Annotated in this window: 15 protein-coding genes; 10 read left to right on the plus strand and 5 right to left on the minus strand. The window is 73.9% G+C overall.

All coding sequences use genetic code 11. The features are described from left to right. The first annotated feature begins 83 nt into the window (after positions 1 to 83). Genes ACH4S8_RS06045 through ACH4S8_RS06055 form a run of 3 tightly spaced genes read left to right on the plus strand, consistent with a single transcriptional unit; the run spans position 84 to position 7023 of the window. Entirely contained in the window at positions 84 to 1244 is a 1161-nt protein-coding gene (locus ACH4S8_RS06045; protein WP_398391337.1) for an AAA family ATPase, read from the plus strand. Continuing rightward, positions 1241 to 5011, plus strand: a complete 3771-nt coding sequence (locus ACH4S8_RS06050; RefSeq protein ID WP_398391339.1) for a DUF5682 family protein — start codon at positions 1241 to 1243, stop codon at positions 5009 to 5011. The genes ACH4S8_RS06045 and ACH4S8_RS06050 overlap by 4 nt, the downstream gene beginning before the upstream one ends. Beyond that, positions 5008 to 7023 carry a hypothetical protein gene (locus ACH4S8_RS06055; RefSeq protein WP_398391341.1) on the plus strand — a complete coding sequence of 672 codons (2016 nt, stop codon included), beginning with the start codon at positions 5008 to 5010 and terminating at the stop codon, positions 7021 to 7023. The genes ACH4S8_RS06050 and ACH4S8_RS06055 overlap by 4 nt, the downstream gene beginning before the upstream one ends. Here the strand turns inward: ACH4S8_RS06055 and ACH4S8_RS06060 are convergent, their stop codons facing one another. Genes ACH4S8_RS06060 through ACH4S8_RS06070 form a run of 3 tightly spaced genes read right to left on the minus strand, consistent with a single transcriptional unit; the run spans position 7024 to position 10351 of the window. Next, positions 7024 to 7473, minus strand: coding sequence for a response regulator (locus ACH4S8_RS06060; RefSeq protein ID WP_398391343.1), 450 nt, complete (start codon positions 7471 to 7473; stop codon positions 7024 to 7026). It abuts the gene before it with no gap. Further along, a complete protein-coding gene (locus ACH4S8_RS06065; RefSeq protein ID WP_398391743.1) occupies positions 7470 to 9080 on the minus strand; it encodes an ATP-binding protein in 1611 nt (536 codons plus the stop codon). The genes ACH4S8_RS06060 and ACH4S8_RS06065 overlap by 4 nt, the downstream gene beginning before the upstream one ends. Positions 9081 to 9133: 53 nt before the next feature. Continuing rightward, complete coding sequence (locus ACH4S8_RS06070; RefSeq protein WP_398391744.1) at positions 9134 to 10351, minus strand: PP2C family protein-serine/threonine phosphatase; 1218 nt, start codon at positions 10349 to 10351, stop codon at positions 9134 to 9136. 186 nt (positions 10352 to 10537) lie between these two features. On the opposite strand from ACH4S8_RS06070, the gene ACH4S8_RS06075 reads away from it, so the two are divergent. Beyond that, positions 10538 to 11200 (plus strand): TOPRIM nucleotidyl transferase/hydrolase domain-containing protein, encoded by a 663-nt coding sequence (locus tag ACH4S8_RS06075; protein WP_398391345.1) that lies wholly within the window; start codon positions 10538 to 10540, stop codon positions 11198 to 11200. A 32-nt stretch (positions 11201 to 11232) separates the two neighbouring features. On the opposite strand, the gene ACH4S8_RS06080 is transcribed toward ACH4S8_RS06075, so the two are convergent. Then, positions 11233 to 11820, minus strand: a complete 588-nt coding sequence (locus ACH4S8_RS06080; RefSeq protein WP_398391347.1) for an SMI1/KNR4 family protein — start codon at positions 11818 to 11820, stop codon at positions 11233 to 11235. A 245-nt stretch (positions 11821 to 12065) separates the two neighbouring features. Here ACH4S8_RS06080 and ACH4S8_RS06085 point away from each other — a divergent pair, with 245 nt between their 5' ends. The 3 genes from ACH4S8_RS06085 (at position 12066) to ACH4S8_RS06095 (ending at position 14741) form a co-directional block, all read left to right on the plus strand. After that, positions 12066 to 13028 (plus strand): NAD(P)H-dependent flavin oxidoreductase, encoded by a 963-nt coding sequence (locus ACH4S8_RS06085; protein WP_398391349.1) that lies wholly within the window; start codon positions 12066 to 12068, stop codon positions 13026 to 13028. Positions 13029 to 13461: 433 nt separating this feature from the next. Then, positions 13462 to 14067, plus strand: a complete 606-nt coding sequence (locus ACH4S8_RS06090) for a hypothetical protein (protein ID WP_398391351.1) — start codon at positions 13462 to 13464, stop codon at positions 14065 to 14067. Positions 14068 to 14204: 137 nt separating this feature from the next. Beyond that, on the plus strand, positions 14205 to 14741 hold the full coding sequence (locus ACH4S8_RS06095; protein ID WP_398391353.1) for a 2'-5' RNA ligase family protein: 537 nt from the start codon (positions 14205 to 14207) through the stop codon (positions 14739 to 14741). 28 nt (positions 14742 to 14769) lie between these two features. On the opposite strand, the gene ACH4S8_RS06100 is transcribed toward ACH4S8_RS06095, so the two are convergent. Continuing rightward, positions 14770 to 15270 (minus strand): GNAT family N-acetyltransferase, encoded by a 501-nt coding sequence (locus ACH4S8_RS06100; protein WP_398391355.1) that lies wholly within the window; start codon positions 15268 to 15270, stop codon positions 14770 to 14772. Positions 15271 to 15413: 143 nt separating this feature from the next. Here ACH4S8_RS06100 and ACH4S8_RS06105 point away from each other — a divergent pair, with 143 nt between their 5' ends. The 3 genes from ACH4S8_RS06105 to ACH4S8_RS06115 all read left to right on the plus strand — a co-directional run bounded on the left by ACH4S8_RS06105 (position 15414) and on the right by ACH4S8_RS06115 (position 18305). Further along, positions 15414 to 15887 carry a carboxymuconolactone decarboxylase family protein gene (locus ACH4S8_RS06105; RefSeq protein ID WP_398391357.1) on the plus strand — a complete coding sequence of 158 codons (474 nt, stop codon included), beginning with the start codon at positions 15414 to 15416 and terminating at the stop codon, positions 15885 to 15887. 56 nt (positions 15888 to 15943) lie between these two features. Beyond that, complete coding sequence (locus tag ACH4S8_RS06110) at positions 15944 to 16867, plus strand: RNA polymerase sigma-70 factor (protein ID WP_398391359.1); 924 nt, start codon at positions 15944 to 15946, stop codon at positions 16865 to 16867. A 151-nt stretch (positions 16868 to 17018) separates the two neighbouring features. Then, positions 17019 to 18305: an MFS transporter gene (locus ACH4S8_RS06115; RefSeq protein ID WP_398391361.1), complete on the plus strand. Its 1287-nt coding sequence runs from the start codon at positions 17019 to 17021 to the stop codon at positions 18303 to 18305. Positions 18306 to 18342 lie beyond the last annotated feature (37 nt).

The raw sequence follows: 18342 nt of genomic DNA on the forward strand, positions 1-18342 counted from the left end.
CACGGCCGGGCCCCGGCGGTCTCCGGCGAGGGCCCGGCACTTTCCCCCTGACGACACACGTACCTACCGATCAAGGAACACGCATGCCCCCGACCGACACGGCGACGGCCCTTCCGGCACGGCAGACCCTGCCCGCCGAGGAGCGCCACGCCACCGAACTCGCCTTCCTCGCCGCCCACGACACGGGCCCCCGCCCGCCCGGCTGGCGGCTGACGCCCCGCGCCGTGATCACCTTCGTCTGCGGCAGCGGCGGCGAGTCCCTCGCGCTCCCCGAGCGCCACGACACGCTGCCGGACAAGCTGGTCATCACCCCCAAGTTCGTCGGCGAACGCGCCCTGGTGGAACGGTGTGTCGTCACCCTCGCCGGAGAACGCGGGCTCCTGCTGGTCGGTGAGCCGGGCACGGCCAAGTCCATGCTCTCCGAACTGCTGTCCGCCGCCGTCTGCGGCACCAGCGCACTGACCGTCCAGGGCACCGCGGGCACCACCGAGGACGCCCTGCGCTACGGATGGAACTACGCCCTGCTGCTCGCCCAGGGCCCGACGCCGACGGCGCTCGTCGACTCCCCCGTGCTGGCCGCCATGCGCGCCGGGCGGGTGGCCCGCGTCGAGGAGATCACCCGCTGTCTGCCCGAGGTGCAGGACGCGCTGGTGTCGATCCTGTCCGACCGGCGGATGAGCGTGCCCGAACTGGCCGGCACGGACGACGCCCAGGTCGCGGCCGCCCCCGGGTTCACCGTCATCGCCACCGCCAACCTGCGCGACCGCGGCGTCTCGGAGATGTCCGCCGCGCTCAAGCGCCGCTTCAACTTCGAGACCGTGCACCCGATCGCCGACGTCGAGGCCGAGACCTCGCTCGTACGGCGGCAGGCGGTCGCGGCCGTCGAGCGGGCCGGCGCCGTCTTCGGCGTCGACGACGCGGTCCTGGACGTGCTGGTCACCGTCTTCCGTGACCTCAGGGCCGGGCGGTCCGCGGAGGGCTGGGACGTGGAGCGGCCGGGCACGGTCATGTCGACGGCCGAGGCGGTGCAGGTCGCGGTCTCCCTCGGGGTGGCCGCCGCCTACCTCCCCGGGGCCGACTCGCTCGATCTGGTCCCCGGTCACCTGCTGGGCGTCGTCCGCAAGGACGACCCGGCCGACCACGCGCGGCTGCTCGGCTACTGGGACGGTCCGGTGCGCCGCCGCGCCGAGGACGGTTCCGCGCTGTGGCGCAGGCTCTGGGACCTGCGGGAGAACCTCCGGTGACCCACCCCCAGGATCCACGGGCGGCCGTCGCCGCCCTCGCCGGCTCCGTGGCGCCGTACCTGCTGGGCGTACGGCACCACAGTCCGGCGCTCGCCTCGGCGGTGCCCGCCCTGCTCGACGCCTGCGGGGCGGAGGTCGTGTGCGTGGAGCTGCCCGCCGACTTCCAGCCGTGGCTGCCCCATCTGGCCGCTCCGGGCACGCTCGCGCCGGTCGCGCTCGCCGGGGCGGGCGCGAACGGCCGGCTCGGCTTCTATCCGTTCGCCGACTTCTCCCCGGAGCTGGCCGCGGTCCGCTGGGCCCGGGACCGTGGAGCGGACGTCGTGTGCTGCGATCTGCCGATGTCCGATCCCCGGTGGACCGCGGAGGGTCCCCTCCCCTCGGGTGACACGCGGACCGCGGTCGCCGAGGAGGTGCCCGTGCCCCCGCCCGTCTCCTTCGGGAACGCGCTGGCCGCGTCCGGGACCGGCCGTGACGGCGACGATCTGTGGGACCGCTGTGTGGAGGTCCTCGCCCCCGGCTCCACGCCCGAGGCGATCCGCCGCGCCGCGCTCGGGGTCGGCTGGGCACTGCGCAGCGACGCCGAGGCCTCGGGCGGGGCACCGGCCCTGGACCTGGCCCGTGAGGCCCACATGCGCGAGACGATCGCCCGCGCCGCGGAGGACGGGCGCCGGGTCGCGGCCGTCGTCGGCGCGTTCCACGCCCCGGCACTGACGGCCACCGGCCGGACGATGGCGTCCGACACAGCTCCGGGTCCGGATGCGGGGCCAGGCTCAGGTTCGGGACCGGGTTCAGGTTCAGGCTCGGATTCGGGCTCGGCGCCCGGTTCGGATTCGGGGCCGGGTTCGGGTTCGCCTGGGGGTACCTCCGGGACGGGTTCGGCGGCTGTCGGTCACGGCTCCGGCGCGCGGCACCCGGACGTGGTCACCTCTCTCGTCCCCTACGCCTTCGACCTGCTGGACTCCCGCTCCGGCTACCCGGCCGGCATCCGGGACCCGCGCTGGCAGCAGGCGGTGTTCCGGGCCGGGGGCGACCCCGGGCAGGTGCGGGACGCGGCCGCGCGAGCGGTCACCGACGTGGTCCGCGAGCTGCGCGCGGCCGGGCATCCCGCCGGAACGGGCGAGGCCGCCGAGACCCTGCGGATGGCGGAGGACCTCGCACGGGTGCGCGGACTCGCGGCGCCGGGACGCGGCGAGGTCGTCGAAGCGCTGACGAGCGTGATGGGCCAGGGCGAACCCCTGGGCCGCGGCCGTGCCCTCGCGCGGGCGCTCGAAGCGGTCCTGGTCGGCACCGACCGGGGCCGGATCGCGCCGGGCACCCCGCGCTCCGGTCTCGGCCCGTGCGTGGAGGCGGAGGTCGCCGCGCTGCGGCTGCCCGGCCCCGACGACCCCGCGGCGCGCGAGGTGCGCCTCGACCCGCTCCGCTCCGCTCTCGACGGCCGCCGCGAAGTCCTGCTCCAGCGCCTCGCCGTGTGCGGCGCCGGCTACGGCGAGGCCGTGGCGGTGGCCGGTACGGGCGACGCCGCCGCGCTGGCCACCCGGTGGCGGGTGGCCTGGACACCGTCCGTCCCCGTACGGCTGGACCTGGCCGGCATGCGAGGAGTGACCGCGGCCCTGGCCGCCGAGGGCACGCTGCGGGAGACCTTCCGCAGGGAGTCCGCCGACGGCGGGCCCACCTGCGCCCATGTCCTCGCGGCACTCGGCGCCGCCGCCCGCTGCGATCTGCCCGCGCTGGTGTCGGAGCGGCTCGCCGATGCCGCCACGCTGTTCCCCGCCACGGCGACACTGCCCGAACTCCTCGCCGCACTCGACCTGTTGGAGGCTCTGCGCCGCGGCCATCTGCCCGGCACCACCTCGGACACCCGGCGAGCCGCCGCCGAACTGGCCGGCGATCTGCTGGAGTCGGCGGTCCGCTCCCTGCCCGGCCTGGCGGGCAGCGACCGCCCGGAGGACACCGCCGCGCTCGTCGAACTGGCCTCGCGGGCCGGTGAACACCGGCTCGGACTGCGGATGGACGACGCCCTCGCCGCCCTCGCCCGCACGGGCTCCCCCCTCGTCCAGGGCGCCGCGCTGGCCGCCCGGGTGCTGCTCGACCTCGACGACGCGACCGTCCTCGGCGCGCGCACCGCGGGCTGGATCGACACGGCCACGGGCCCGGAGGCACGGCAGGCGCTGAGCCGTCGGCTCGGCGGCCTCCTCAGTGGCGCGGCCGCGTTGCTCCAGGCGGCGCCGACGGCGCTGGACCCGCTTCTCGACCGCATCGACACGCTCACCGACCGGGGCTTCCTCGACCGGCTGCCCGCCCTGCGCGGGGGTTTCGACACGCTCACCCCCGCGGGCCGCGACCGTCTCCTGCACACCGTGACCGAACGGCTCGGTGACCGTCCCGATCTGTCACTCACCGCCTCACCGCACCTCCTCGCCCTGTGGACGGCCGCGGACGCCGCGGGCCTCGCGGCCCTGCGTGCTCTGGGCCTGCCCGCCGGCACGGACGCCGCTCCGGCGGAGGAATCCGGCGTCCGTGCGATCTCCGGGAAACCCGAGGTCACCGCGCCCGCGCCCGCGGCAGGACCGGTCCCCGCGGCGGCAGCGGTGCCGCACCATGCGCCGGCAACCGCCGCCGCGGCACCGCCCGCCGCTGTCCGGCTCACCCCCGCCGACCGCTGGCGGCTGCTTCTCGGCCGGGAGACCGACAAGCTCCCGCGGAGCGCCCGCAGGTACGCGCACGCGCTCGACGAGCTGTACGGCACCGGCCGCGGTGAGGGCTCCGTCGACCTCGGCCGGGAAGGCGGCTCCCCGGGCGGGGGAGGAGGCCGCGAGGCGTCCTTCCCGACGGCCCGCGACTGGTCCGAGGAACTGGAGGCGCTGTTCGGGGCGCAGGTCCGGGAGGAGGTGCTGGCCCGCGCCGCGGACCAGGGCCGCAGCGACGTACTGGCCGAACTCGACCCCGCCACGGTCCGCCCGTCGGTCGATCTGCTGACCTCGGTACTGTCCCTCGCCGGCGGGATGCCCGAGAAGCGGCTGGCCCGCCTGCGCCCGCTCGTACGCCGTCTGGTCGACGAGCTGGCCAAGGAACTCGCGACCCGGATGCGTCCCGCCCTCACCGGGCTCGCGACACCCCGCCCCACCAGGCGCCCCGGCGGCCGGCTCGACCTGCCGCGCACCCTGCGGGCCAACCTCGCCCACGCCCGGCGGACGGCCGACGGACGCACCGTGGTGGTCCCGGAGCGGCCGGTGTTCAGCACCCGCTCGCGCAAGGAGGCGGACTGGCGGCTGATCCTCGTGGTCGACGTGTCCGGGTCGATGGAGGCCTCCGTCGTCTGGTCGGCCCTGACAGCGGCCGTGCTGGGCGGCGTACCCACCCTGTCCACGCATTTCCTCGCGTTCTCGACGGACGTGATCGACCTGACGGACCGGGTCGACGACCCGCTGTCGCTGCTTCTGGAGGTACGGGTGGGCGGCGGCACCCACGTCGCGGCCGGGCTCAGACACGCCCGTTCCCTGGTCACCGTGCCCAGCCGGACCCTCGTGGTGGTGGTGAGCGACTTCGAGGAGGGCTACCCGCTGGGCGGACTCCTGGGCGAGGTACGGGCCCTGGCGGGCTCCGGGGTGCACCTGATGGGATGCGCCGCCCTGGACGACACCGGCAACCCGCGCTACTCGGTGCCCGTCGCGCAGCAACTCGTAGCGGCCGGCATGCCCGTCGCCGCGCTCAGCCCCCTCGCCCTCGCCCGCTGGGTGGGCGACGTTCTCCGCGGAGAGACCCGATGAACCCCGAACTGCCCCCTGCGGCGCCCGATGTGGTCGCCGCCGCCGTGGAGGGCCTGACCACCAGGCTGCGCAAGAAGCTGGACGCCGCGATCGAGTCGTACGCGGCCCTGCCGGTCGTCGCCGACGGGGCGGTCCGGCGCGTGCGGTGCGGTGAGGACGCGGAGGTCGTTCTCACTCCCGGTCCCGCCGGCTCCGTCACGGGCCCGGACCAGGTGGTGTGCAGTTGTCTGCTCGCTCCCCGGTGCCTGCACCGGGCCGCCGTCCTCGGCGCCTGCCCGCTGGCCGACCCCGAGGCCGCAGGGGAGACCGAGGACGACAGCGGCACGCCCCCGCCGGACTCCGGCACGCTTGCCGACGCGGTCCTCGGCGCCCCTGCCACCGCCGCCGACGGCACCGGCGCCAGCGCCGACACCGTGGCCGTCGCTGCTCCCGGTCCGTCGCCCAGGGCCGCGGCCACCGTGTCGCCGGCCGCCGAGGCGGAGGCCGGGCCCGAGACGGCCGTCCCGCTCACCCCGGCCCAGCTGGCCGCCGCGTCCGAGCTGTGGACGGCGGCAGCGGCGCTGCTCGCGGCCGGGGTCCCCGCCGCGGGAGCGGTCCCCCAGGCCGCGTTGCTGCGGGCCGCGCACACGGCCCGGCTCGCCGGGTTGCACCGCGCCGAGGCGGCCGCGCTGCGGGTCGTACGAGGGCTGCGCGGCGCGCGGGCCCGCCAGGACGGCCATCGGCTGACCGACCTCGTCGCGCAGACGAGGGAACTGCTCCTCACCACGGCCCTGTTGGCCGCGGCCGCGCCGCGGCCGGCGCTGATCGGTACCGCCCGCCGTGCCTACCGGCCGGGTGGCAGTCTGCGGGTCCACGGGGTCTGCAGTGAGCCGGTGATCGCCGCCACGGGCTACAGCGGCGTCGTCACCCATGTCGTCTCCGAGGACGGACGCTGGTTCTCCGTGGCCGACGTCAAACCCGGCGGACCGGCTCGCGCGCAGGGCGCGGCCACCGCGACCGTCGCGCTCGGCTCCGGAAACCTGGATCACTCCCGGCTCTCCCGGGGCGGGCTGCTGATCTCCGGTGCGACGGTGTCCGGCGACGGACGCCTCGGCTCCGGCAAGGGGGTGCGGGCGACTCCGCTGACCGGTGGGTCGTCGACGTCGGGTCCGGCCGGTGGGTCGTGGACCTCGGTCCCGCTCGCCGCGCTGTTCGCCCGTCCGCTCGCCGAGGTCGTCGCCGAGCGGCTCACCGTGGCGCCGGACGCCGACCCGGAGCAGGCCGAGCAGGCGGCACGCGAGCTGGTCGGCTGTGACCTGGTCCTCGTCGGAGCTGCCGGCGATCACTTGATCGCCCGGGAACTGCCCTCCGGACGGCCGGAAACGGAGGGCGTCCTGATGCGGCTGGCCCCGGCCGGCGATCACCCCGCCCTCGCCCACACGGCCAACTTCCGTCGGCTCGCTTCCCGGCCGGGTCTGCGGCTGCGTGTCGTCGGCCGACTGGACCCGGACCGGGCCGCCACGCTCCGCCCGCTGGCCGTCGCCCCGCTGCCGGGGACCGAGGCGACCCTGCGGCTTCCCCCGGAGTGGCAGGGCCACGCCGACCTGGGCTACAACCGCCTGGAGGGCGCGCATCTGCCGCCGGCGGAGGTCGTGGCCGCCGCCGAGCCCGCTGTGGCCGGGCTCGGCCACGAAGCGCCGGACCCGCTGGCGCAGGCCCCCCTGTGGCGGCTGCGGCGGCTGGTCGAGGTCGCCGTGTCGGGCGGTCGCAGAGCCGTCGCGGAACCCGCGCGTGACGGTGATCTGCGCGGGGACCGGGCGGCCTTGCGACGTGGTGGCTTCGGCACGGCCGCGGACCTGGCGGCCGCTCTCACCGCGGAGGCCGACCGACGCACCCGTGACGTCTTCGGCCGCACCGGCGGAGCCGACCCGGACCGTTACGCACGGTCCTGGCTCGCCGCGGCGGTCTATCTGGCGGGCGTCGAACGGGCGCTGGTGCAGGCCACCTGGCAGCCGGGAGCCGCCGCTTCCTGATCAGCCGTTCTGCCGTGGCAGGCGCACCACCTGGACGAAGAAGTCGTCGATCTGGCGGACGGCCGCGATGAACTGGTCCAGATCGACCGGCTTGGTGACATAGGCGTTGGCGTGCAGTTTGTAGCTGCGCAGGATGTCCTCCTCCGCCGCCGAGGTGGTGAGGACGACGACCGGGATGTGGGACAGGTCCGGGTCCGACTTGATCTTCTCCAGGACCTGCCGGCCGTCGTACTTGGGCAGGTTGAGGTCGAGGAGGATCAGGTCGGGCCGCGGCGCGTCGGCATGGGCGGCGCGCCGGTAGAGGAAGTCGAGCGCCTCCTCGCCGTCCCGCACCACGTGCAGGGTGTTGCCGATCTTGTTGTCCTCGAACGCCTCCCGGGTCATCAGCTCGTCGCCCGGGTCGTCCTCGACGAGGAGGACGTCGATGGGGGTGCTGGCGGGAGTCGTCATGTCAGGGCCTTGTCCTCGGTGTTGTCGTGCAGGGCGTCCGCCGCGTCGGCGGACGGGACGGTGAAGCAGAGACGCGTGCCGTCGGTGTGGGCCGTGTCGATCCAGATGCGGCCGCCGTGGTACTCGACGATCTTCTTGCACAGCGCGAGGCCGATGCCGGTTCCGCCGTAGGCGTCGCGGCTGTGCAGCCGCTGGAAGATGACGAAGACCTTCTCCTCGAACTCGACCGGTATTCCGATGCCGTTGTCGGTGACACACAGGCGCCAGGCGCGGGAGTCCTCCGGGTCGCGCTCACAGGTGATGCGGACGTGGGGCGGACGGTCGGGGTGACGGAACTTGACGGCGTTGCCGACCAGGTTCTGCCAGAGCATCGTGACCAGTGTCGGATCCCCGACCACCTGGGGCAGTTCGTCCGGCCGGTCGATGCGCGCTCCGCTGTCGGTGACCGAACTGTCCAGGTTGGCCAGCGCCTTGTCGAGTGCCTGGTCCAGATCGACCGGGAGGCGGGCGTCGTTGACGCGGCCCACGCGGGAGAAGGTGAGCAGGTCGTTGATGAGGATCTGCATGCGTTTGGCGCCGTCGACGGCGAAGTCGATGTATTGCTGTGCACGGTCGTCGAGTTGGTCGCCGTAGCGCTTCTCGAGGAGTTGGCAGAACGAGGCCACCTTGCGCAGGGGTTCCTGCAGATCGTGGGAGGCCACGTACGCGAACTGTTCGAGTTCGGCGTTGGAGCGGCGCAGTTCCACGGCCTGTGTGTCCAGGTCGGCGGTCTGCCGGGCCAGGACCTCCCGCTGCTCGCGGGAGGAGTCCAGCTCGGCCACGATCCGCTGCCGCATGTTCTCGACGTCGCCCGCCACGGCGGCGAGGTCGACGGGGCCGCCGCCGCTGATGACGTGCTCGAAGTCGCCCTGGGCCACCCGGCGTGTGGCGATCCGCAGATCGTCCAGTGGACGTGTCACCAGCAGGCGGACGAGGATCGTCAGGACCACGCCGGCCAGCAGGAACGCCACGACCATGGCGATGAGCACCGCGTCGCGGAACGTCCGCGCGGATGCCAGCTGGTCCCGGCCTTCGTCGATCGCCTTCGCCAGTCCGGCGATCTGCCGGGCGGACGCGCCGCGGATGGTGTCGAAGGACTTCTTGCCGCGTTCGGCGGCCGCCGCGTCGATCGTGCGCGGTCGGCCCGGTGTGATGCCGCCCATCAGGGGTTCGGCGTAGGTGCGCCGCCAGTCGGCCGCACGCTTCTCGACCGTCTCCAGTTCACCGAGCAGTTCGGGGCGGTCCCCGATGAGGGTGCGCATCCTGGTGACGGCATGCGCCTCGTCCTTGCGGCCCTGTGTGTAGGGCGCCAGGAACTGGCGGTCGGCCGCGATGGCGTAACCGCGGACTCCTGTCTCCTGGTTCACCAGGGCCGACTGCAGCCGGTACGCCTCCGTCTGCGCGGGCTCGACGTCCAGGAGCAGATGGTCGGTGACCGAGGTGGTGCGCTGGAGCAGTACGGCGCCGACCCCTGCGCCCGCGACCACCACCAGCGCCATGAGCGCCAGCACCAGTCCGATCCAGCCCTGCACCGTCAGCCGGCGACCGGCCCACCGCCCGCCGGTCATGTTCCCTGTCCCGTCCTCGACGTCACTGTTCTCCCGCACGCTCTTCACCCTCATCAGCCGCACCGCAGATACAGCACGGCGACGTCGTCGGCCAGGCCGCCCTGTGTCTCGGCCAGGGCCTCGGCCCGGTCGATCAGTCCGTCGACGAACGCGGCCGGGGCCAGACCGGCCAGTTCCCGGGCCATCGCCAGCAGTCCCTCCTCGCCCAGCCGCTGCGCGCCGCGCCCGATACGTCCCTCGAAGAGGCCGTCGGTGAACAGCACCAGCGCCGCGCCCTCCGGGAACGCCAGTTCCTCGACGGGCCAGCCGGCCCCGCCCGGAATGATCCCGAGCGCCGGTCCGCCCCGGACCTCCACCCACTCGACGCCGCCGGCCCCGCACAGCAGTACGCCGTGATGGCCGGCCCGCACCATCCGGACGTGCCGCCGGCCGGGGCTGACACTGAGGACGACCAGGGTGGCGAAGACTCCGTTCCTCGCCCGCTCGGCCATGAGGATCTCCTCGAGCCGGCCCACCTGGTCGGCCCCGGTGACACCGCTGAGCACCAGGGTGCGCCAGGCTATGCGCAGCGCCACCCCGAGCGCGGCCTCGTCCGGACCGTGCCCGGAGACGTCACCGATCAGGGCGTGCACGGTACCGTCGGCGCTCTGCACGATGTCGTAGAAGTCCCCTCCCAGCAGTGCGTGCGCGCGGCCGGGCCGGTAGCGGGTCACGACCTCCACGCCGTCCCCGCGCAGCAGCGGGCGCGGCAGCAGTCCCCGTTCCAGACGGGCGTTCTCCCGGGCCTGCATCCGGCTGGCCTGCAGCGCCACGGCGTCGCGCTCGGCCTGCTTGCGCTGGATCGCGTAGCGGACCGCCCGTCCGAACAGCTCCGGTTCGACCCGGCCCTTGACCAGGTAGTCCTGCGCACCGGCGGCCACGGCCGCCAGACCGGTCCCCTCCTCGGCGAGTCCGGTGAGCACCACGACGGCGACGTGCTCGGCCCGCTCCCGTACCCGGGACACCGCTTGCAGCCCCTGTGCGTCCGGGAGATGCAGGTCGAGGAGCACGCAGTCGGGGACCTCGGACGCGAGCACGTCACAGGCCTCGGCCATCGAACGCACCCAGCGCAGCCGCATGCCGAGCGCGCTGTCGGCGACCATCTCCTCCACGAGCAGCGCGTCGCCCGGGTCGTCCTCGACCAGCAGCACCGACGGCTCTTCCGTCCCCCAGGCCGCGGCGTGGCCTGGTTCGGGCGAAGCCACGCCGGTGGCCCCGGGCTGCGACGTCATCATCGAATGAACCCCCACACCCGCCACCATTCCGCCGCTTCATGACGGACAACCCCGCGAGCATACTCACGCATCCATCCGCGCACGCCGGGAGGACTTCCGTTCGCTGTCCGGCGCCGCGAACCGCGGTGGAACCGGCGGACAAATTCGTTGCCGTGCCGGAGGGGAGGAGATCAGACTCGGCGCATGACCGACATGGGGGCGTTCCGCGAGACGGTGACCGCCTGGGCGGCCGGTGGCCCCGGCGACCGTGCGCGCGAGCTGGCCGCGCGGCTGTCCGTCCGGACGGCCGTTCTCCTCGAAGGGCCGAGCGACCTCGCGGCGGTCGACGCGCTCGCCGCGAGCCGTGGCCGGGACCTGGAGGCCGAAGGGGTCTGCGTCCTGGCGATGAACGGCGCCATGAGCGCGGGACGTTTCGCCCGTGTCCTCGGGCCGCCCGGGTTGGGTCTGCGTCTCACGGGGCTGTGCGACGAGGCGGAACGCGGCTACTACGCCCGCGCGTTGGAACACGACGATGCGCGGCACAGTGATGCTCGGCACAGCGGCCCGGACGGGACCGGGGCGCGCCGACAGGAGTTCTTCGTCTGCTCGGCGGATCTGGAGGACGAGCTCATCCGCGCGCTGGGGGTGTCCCGGGTGGAGGAACTCGTCCAGGAGGAGGGCGATCTGCGAGCCCTGCGGACCTTCACGCGTCAGCCCGCCCAGCAGGACCGCACCTCACAGCAGCGGTTGCGGCGCTTCCTCGGCACGAAGAAGGGCCGAAAGATCCACTATGGCCGCGTCCTCGTCGAGGCCCTCTCCCCCGGCCAGGTACCCGCCCCGCTCGACGGCCTGCTTACCACCTTGTGACAACAGACTGTTGGATCAGGCGAGTTGCACGGTCACGGATTGAGGATGCGGGCGTTGGGCTCGAAGCGCCCCCTCTCGCCGGGCTCGACGATGTCGTCCAGGCCGCTGAAGTAGAACGAGGCCGTCGTCCCCGCCACCACCTCGAGGAGGAACTGGCCGCACGACATCGGGTACGCCTCCCAGAGAGGACCGCGCCCCTCGTTCAGGACGACGGTCCACTCCTCGGGCTCGACGCCGGGCCTGACCAGCCAGTAGAGGTGGTGTCCGCCGCCTTCCGCGTACCCCCAGGGCACCAACCTCGTTCCGGGCGCGAGGAGTTCCGACGGCTTGTCCTCGCCGTCCTCCCAGAGTCCGGCGAGGATCTCCTCACGCTCCGCGGTCTGGGCGAGCAGGTCGTACAGGGGGTCCGGGCAACCGGGTTCCAGCAGCCAGAGCACTCCCGAGAAGACTCCACCGCCGTACCGGTCGATGAGGTGCTTGTAGTCGACCGGCAGAGTGACGCCCAACTCGGCCTCCACGGCTGCCCAGTTCACGGTCCGGCCGGCGCCGGGCGGCGGGCAGAGGCGGGCGAGCTGTTCGGTGTGAAGCAGACTCCGGGCACGTCGGTCGTCGGCAGGCATGCCCTCCACCCTGCACCACGCCGGTTCACGGCGCCGGCGCGGGCCGCCTCGGAGCCCGCCGCCCCTCGGGCCCGGTGACACGGTCACGCCGGCGGCCGAAGGCATCGGTACACTCACCGACCCGGTCGTGGCGGGCCCCGGACCCGTACCCTTGCCGCCCGCCGACCGCCGGGCGCCGCAGGCGGGAGCGCGTGCGAGGCAACGCCCCATAGGCACCGTCCCGTTGAGGGGCGATGATGACGGTCATGGCCTTGTCGACCGCGTTCACGGCATTGCTGGGTGTCCGGCACCCCGTCGTCCTGGCTCCGATGGGCGGATCGGCCGGCGGCGAGCTGGCGGCGGCCGTCTCGCGGGGAGGCGGACTCGGACTGCTGGGCGCCGGAGGGGGCGATCCGGACTGGCTGGCGCGAGAGCTGCCGATCGTGGCGGGGGCCGGGAGACCGTGGGGCGCCGGGTTCCAGACCTGGGCGGCCGGCACCGCCGTGATCGAGCAGACACTGGAGTACGGCCCCACGGCCGTGATGTTCTCCTTCGGCGACCCGAGCCCGTTCACCGCACGGGTCCGTGCGGCCGGCGCGGCCGTGATCATCCAGGTCACCGATCTCGAAGAGGCCCGGCAGGCCCTGGACCTCGGCGCCGACGTCGTCGTGGCGCAGGGGACCGAGAGCGGCGGGCACGGCGCCCGGCACGGGCGGTCCACGCTCCCCTTCGTGCCGGTCGTCGTGGACCTGGCCGACGGGGTACCGGTACTGGCGGCCGGCGGGATCGCGGACGGCCGGGGTGTGGCGGCCGTCCTGGCCCTGGGAGCCCAAGGGGCGGTCATCGGCACGCGCTTCCAGGCCACGGCCGAAGCCCTCGTCGATCCGTCGACCGCCCAGGCGCTCGTCGCCGGACGCGGGCAGGACACGGAGAGAAACCGCATCCTCGACATCGCCCGGAGGTCCCGATGGCCGGAGCGGTACACGGCCCGCACCCTGGGCCACCCCTACCTCGACCTGTGGCGGGGCCGGGAGAGGGAACTCGCGGCGGACCCCGCGGCAGTACGCCTGGCGTACGAGGCCGATGTGGCGAGCGGGGACGTGCCCGCCGTGCCGGTCTGGGCCGGCGAGGGCGTCGACCTGGTCACCGACCTGCCGCCCGCCGCCGACCTTGTCGCCACCCTCGCCGCCGAGGCCGAACAGGCCCTGGCCCGAGCGGGCCGCGGCTGAACGAGGCGGTGCTCCCCGGCCGGCACGTCGGCCACACCTGCCGGACAGTCCACCGGCCACCGCCGCCGGGCTGTCCACCCGGACCGCCGGGCTGTCCGCAGCCACGGCCGGAGCCCTCTCCCGTCTCCACCACGCACCACACACCCGCACGACCGCGCGAAAGACGGGAAGTCGCCCTGACGGAATGTCACCATTGCCCGGGAAAGCGTTCGAACCCGCCCACCGTGCCCCCGGCTGTTCCGGCCGGCACACCAGCACCACCACCGCTCGACCACGTCGACGCACCTCACCGGCCGTGGAAAACCGTTCCCCGTTCCCCGAAACCCGCCTCCACTCCCCCGTTCGCACACGACCGGCCCGGCCTCGGCAGCACGGCCGCGGCACCTCGTACGGCCGGTCCGGTCCACGGCATCGCCGGAACAGGAGCACGCCCATGCGCCTCTACGCCCAGACCCCAGCGCGCCGGAGCCGTCAGGTGGTCGCCGACCTGATCGCCGTGGCACTGATCGCGGCAGCGGTGAAGTTCGCCCTGGTCGTCCACCACGCGATCATGCTGCTGGCCGAGCCGGGGCGAAAGGCCCAGAGCGCCGGCGACAGCCTCGCCGGCGGCCTCGACGACGCCGGCGACGCGGCGTCGAAGGTGCCGTTCGTCGGGGGCTCCTTGAAGAAGCCGCTCCGGTCCGCCGCCGACGCCGCCACCGGTCTCTCCGACGCCGGACAGTCGCTGGAGGACCTGGTGGGCCGCGTGGCCCTGCTGGCGGCGGTGGCCCTGATCGTCCTCTCGGTGGCCATCGTCCTGGTGCTGTGGCTTCCGCCGCGTCTGCGCTGGATCCGGCGCAGCGCCACCACGCGCCGCCTCCTGGACGCTCCCGGCGGCGCCGACCTGCTCGCCCTGCGCGCCCTGACCGGACCGCAGCGCGATCTCACCGCGATTCCCGCTCCGCCGGGCGGCCTCGCCGACGCCTGGCGCCGCGGGGACCAGCGGGTGATCGCGGACCTGTCCAGGCTGACGCTCAGGCAGGCGGGGCTGCGGCCGTGACGGGGCCTGGCGTCCTCCCCCGGCACGCACAACGGGCGTCGCCGAGCGGGGTGGTCGAGCGGGAGGCGAGGAACGGCACCGACGACAGGTCTCGAAAATCGTTCGCGTCCCTCCTCGGCCACGGATAGACAGGGGCGATGACAGCCGACGACTCCAGCAGCAGCCAAGCAGGCCGTTCGGGACTGGTGGTGACAGTCCCCGAGGCGGAACCCGTGGTCCGGGCGTGGCGGGACCGGCTGGACCCGGCCGTCCGTGCGGGTGTGCCGGCCCATGTCACCGTGCTCTTCCCCTTTCTCCACGAGAGCCGCATCGACGGCGGGACCCTGGCCGCCGTCGATGGCGTGATCGGGCGTCACCGGTCCTTCGAGGCCCGGTTCGAGCGCTGCGGGCGGTTCCCCGGAATCCTGTACCTTGCCCCGGAAGCTGACACGTCGTTTCGCGCGCTGACCGAGGCCGTCGTGGACCGGTGGCCCGAAACCCCGCCCTTCGGCGGCGAGTTCGACGAGATCGTGCCGCATCTGACCGTCGCCCAGGGGCAGGACGACGCCGTCCTGGACGAGGCCGAGGCCGACCTTCGGGGCCGGCTCCCCGTCGTCGCCCGCGTGGCGTCGGTCGACCTCATGGTCCATGACGGATCACGGTGGCGGCAGCGGGCGTCGTTCGCGCTCCGGTGAACGCGGCGGACGGGGTCCGGGGAGAGCCTCAGGTCAGCTGCTTGTGCATGACGACGCAGGGGCGGCCGTACTGGCGGTCGGTCCGGCGGTCGATCTCCCGCCAGCCCAGGGAGCTCCAGAAGGCCAGAGATGCCGGGGTGTTCTCCAGAACCGCCAGCCTGATGCCGTCCCTGTGCTCGCGCCGGTACCGCTCTTCCACCAGCCCGGCCAGCCGCCTTCCGATCCGACGCCGGTGCAGGCTCCCGTGCACCAGCAGCAGCCCGATCCACGGGTGACCGTCGACGGGATGACGGTCGAGCAGGCACAGCAGGCCCACGATCCGGTCCCGCTCGTCACGGGCGAGCAGGACCTCGCAGCCCTCGGTGCCCGCCTCTTCCCGTAGATCCGCCTCGACCCTGCCGGCCGGGACGTCCTCGGGGTCGTACTCGCCGGCGGCCCGGCAGTACTCCGGATTGCTCGCGTAGAGCCCGACCACCTCGGCGATCTCCTCGGGGGAGAAACCGAGCGGTGCGAGCGACAGCTGTGACATCCCGGCAGGCTAACCGGCCGCCCCGGCCGAGACCGCCCGGCCGGTGGGTGTCGGTGTGACGTGGGTCGCGTTCGCTGATGTCACAGGCGGACCGGCTGTCTCGTCTCGGGGGTGTGACCACGGACGAACGAGAGGGGCCCACGATGGACGCGCGACTGGACTACTTCGCCGACCCGGCCGCCGGCAAGGTGCTCAAGCACCTCATGTCGGCCGGAAGGGTGCTGAAGGACTCGGCGTTGTCGGCCACGACGCAGGAGTTGGTGGCGCTGCGGGTGAGCCAGATCAACGGATGTGCCGTCTGCGTCGACATGCACACCAAGGAGGCGGCGGCCGCGGGCGAGACCTCGGTGCGGCTCAACCTGGTCGTGGCATGGCGGGAGGCCACGGTCTTCACCGAGGCCGAGCGCGCCGCGCTGGAGCTGGCGGAAGCGGGCACCCGGGTCGCGGACGCGGCGCCGGGGGTCGGCGACGAGGTGTGGGCGCACGCCGCCAAGCACTACGACGGGGAACAGCTCACCGCTCTGGTGATGCTGGTGTCCTTCATGAACGCGGTGAACCGGCTGAACATCATCACCCGGCAGCCGGCCGGCGCCTACGAACCCGGACAGTTCCACTGATCGACACCGGCAACCGGTTGCAGGGCAGGGCAGGATCGATGGGAAGGGGAGCCGACGTGAGCAAGGCCGAGGAGTTCGAGGAGCTGCGCGCGCTGCTGTTCTCGATCGCCTACCGGATTCTGGGCAGCGTGAGCGAGGCCGAGGACGCGGTGCAGGAGACCTGGCTCCGCTTCGACCGCTCCACGACCCTGCCCACGTCGGCCAAGGCCTTCCTGTCGGCCACGGTGACACGGGTGTCGATCGACGTGCTGCGCTCCGCGCGCGTACGGCGGGAGCAGTACGCGGGTCCGTGGCTGCCCGAGCCTCTGCTGAGCGATCCGTACCAGGATCCGGAGCGCTCGGCGGAGCTGGCCGACTCCGTGTCGATGGCGGCCCTGCTCCTGCTGGAACGGCTCAGCCCGCTGGAGCGGTCCGTGTTCGTGCTGCGGGAGGTGTTCGCCTTCGGCTTCGACGAGGTCGCCACGGCCGTGGGACGTTCGGAGGCGGCGTGCCGACAGTTGCTGGTGCGGGCTCGACGGCACATGCGGGCGGGCAGGCCCCGGTTCGAGGCGGACCGCCGGGAGCGGCAGGAACTGGCGGCGCGGTTCTTCGACGCGTTGCGGGACGGCGATGTGGACGCCCTGCAGAGCCTGCTGGCGGCCGACGTGCAGATGGTCGGGGACGGCGGCGGCAACGCCCCGAACCTGGCCAGGGCCGTCGTCGGCGCGCGGAACGTGGCACGGCTGCTGGCCTCCGCGTTCCCCGCGATGGCCCGGATCGACGTGACGTTCGAGCCGCACGAGGTCAACGGCCAGCCCGGCGCGGTCTTCCACGCCCCGGACGGCAGGATCCTGCACACACTGGCCCTCGACGTGCTCGACGGGCGGATCCAGGCCATCCGCTCGGTGCTCAACCCGGACAAGCTCGGCCACCTGGGCCCGGTCGCCGACGCCTGGGCCGTCCACCGCGAGGTGAAGGAGGCCCGCCGTCGGACGCACTGACGCGCTCGCTCCTTCCGAGAGCCCGGCCGGTACGGGAAACTGCCGGGCCCCGCGGGGCACTCGCGGTCCGGGCCAAAACCATTCGCCCTGGCCGGAGGGCGCCCGTTACCCTGCGCGACGTGAACGACCCCCGTGCCTCCCGCCGTCCCTCATGAGCCTCACCCGAACCCTGATCGACGTCCGGCCCCTGCGTACGTCACCGGTCTTCAGGCGGCTGCTGATCGGCCGGACCGTGTCCGTGCTGGGCAGCTTCATGACCATGGTCACCGTCATGTACCAGGTATGGGACATGACGCACAGCACGGTCTGGACGGGTGCGGTGGGACTGGCGCAGGCGCTGCCGATGGTGGTGTTCGGGCTGTTCGCCGGTTCCTGGGCGGACCGCGGCGACCGTCGGCGGATCTTCCTGTTCGCCACCGTCGGTCAGGCCGCCGTCTCCTTGCTGCTCGCGGTGCAGGGCTTCACCGGGCATGTTCCGGTGGCGGGTGTGCTCGCGCTGGTCGCCGCGCAGTCCTGCTGCTCGGCGGTCGGCGGTCCCGCGGCGGGCGTGTTCGTGCCGAGGCTGCTGCCGCAGGAGCAGGTGGCGGCCGGGCTGGCGCTCCAGCAGGTCACCGGCCAGACCATGATGCTCCTGGGCCCGGCGCTCGGCGGCCTCCTGCTCGGCTGGGCCGGCATCGGCCCCTGCTATCTGTTCGACGCCCTGTCCTTCGGGCTCGCCTTCTACGGCGCGTTCGGACTGCCCGCCCTTGCGCCCACGGGTGAGCCGTCCCGGGCCGGAGTGCACGGAGTGCTGGACGGCCTCCGCTTCCTGGCCGGTCACCGGGCGGTCCGCGGCGCCCTGATCACCGACCTGGCCGCCACCGTGCTCTCGATGCCGGTCAGTCTGTTCCCGCTGGTCAACGCCGAACGGTTCGGCGGCAGTCCCCGCACCCTCGGTCTGTTCCTGTCCGTGCTCGCCGTCGGCGGCATCGCCGCGTCCGCGCTGTCCGGGACGATCACGCGGCTGGGCCGTCCCGGGCCGGTGATGCTCTGCGGGGCGGGACTGTGGGGCGTGGCGCTCGCGGCGTTCGGCCTGGTGCGTGATCCGTGGGCCGGGCTCGCGCTCCTCGCCCTCGCGGGCGCCGCCGACGCGGTCTCGGTGATCTCGCGCAGCACGATCGTGCAGACCCACACACCGGACGCCCTGCTGGGCCGGGTGACGGCGGCCGAGCAGATCGTCGGCCAGGCCGGACCCAACCTCGGGAATCTGCGCGGCGGCGTCGTCGCCGGCTGGACCTCGGGGGCGACCGCCCTGGTCAGCGGCGGGCTCCTCTGCCTGTGCGCGGTTCTCTGGGTCGGCGCGAGGACCCCGGAACTGCGCGGCGGATCCGTCCCCGGGCCCGGTGCCGGCACCGCCCCGCTCGAGCCCGCGGACGCCCCTGTACCGGACGCCTCGTGACCGACGGGCCGCGGCGCCGGCCCGACGCGGGAAGCGT

Source organism: Streptomyces sp. NPDC021080, assembly GCF_044333225.1.
In the GTDB taxonomy this organism is placed as follows: Bacteria; Actinomycetota; Actinomycetes; order Streptomycetales; family Streptomycetaceae; genus Streptomyces.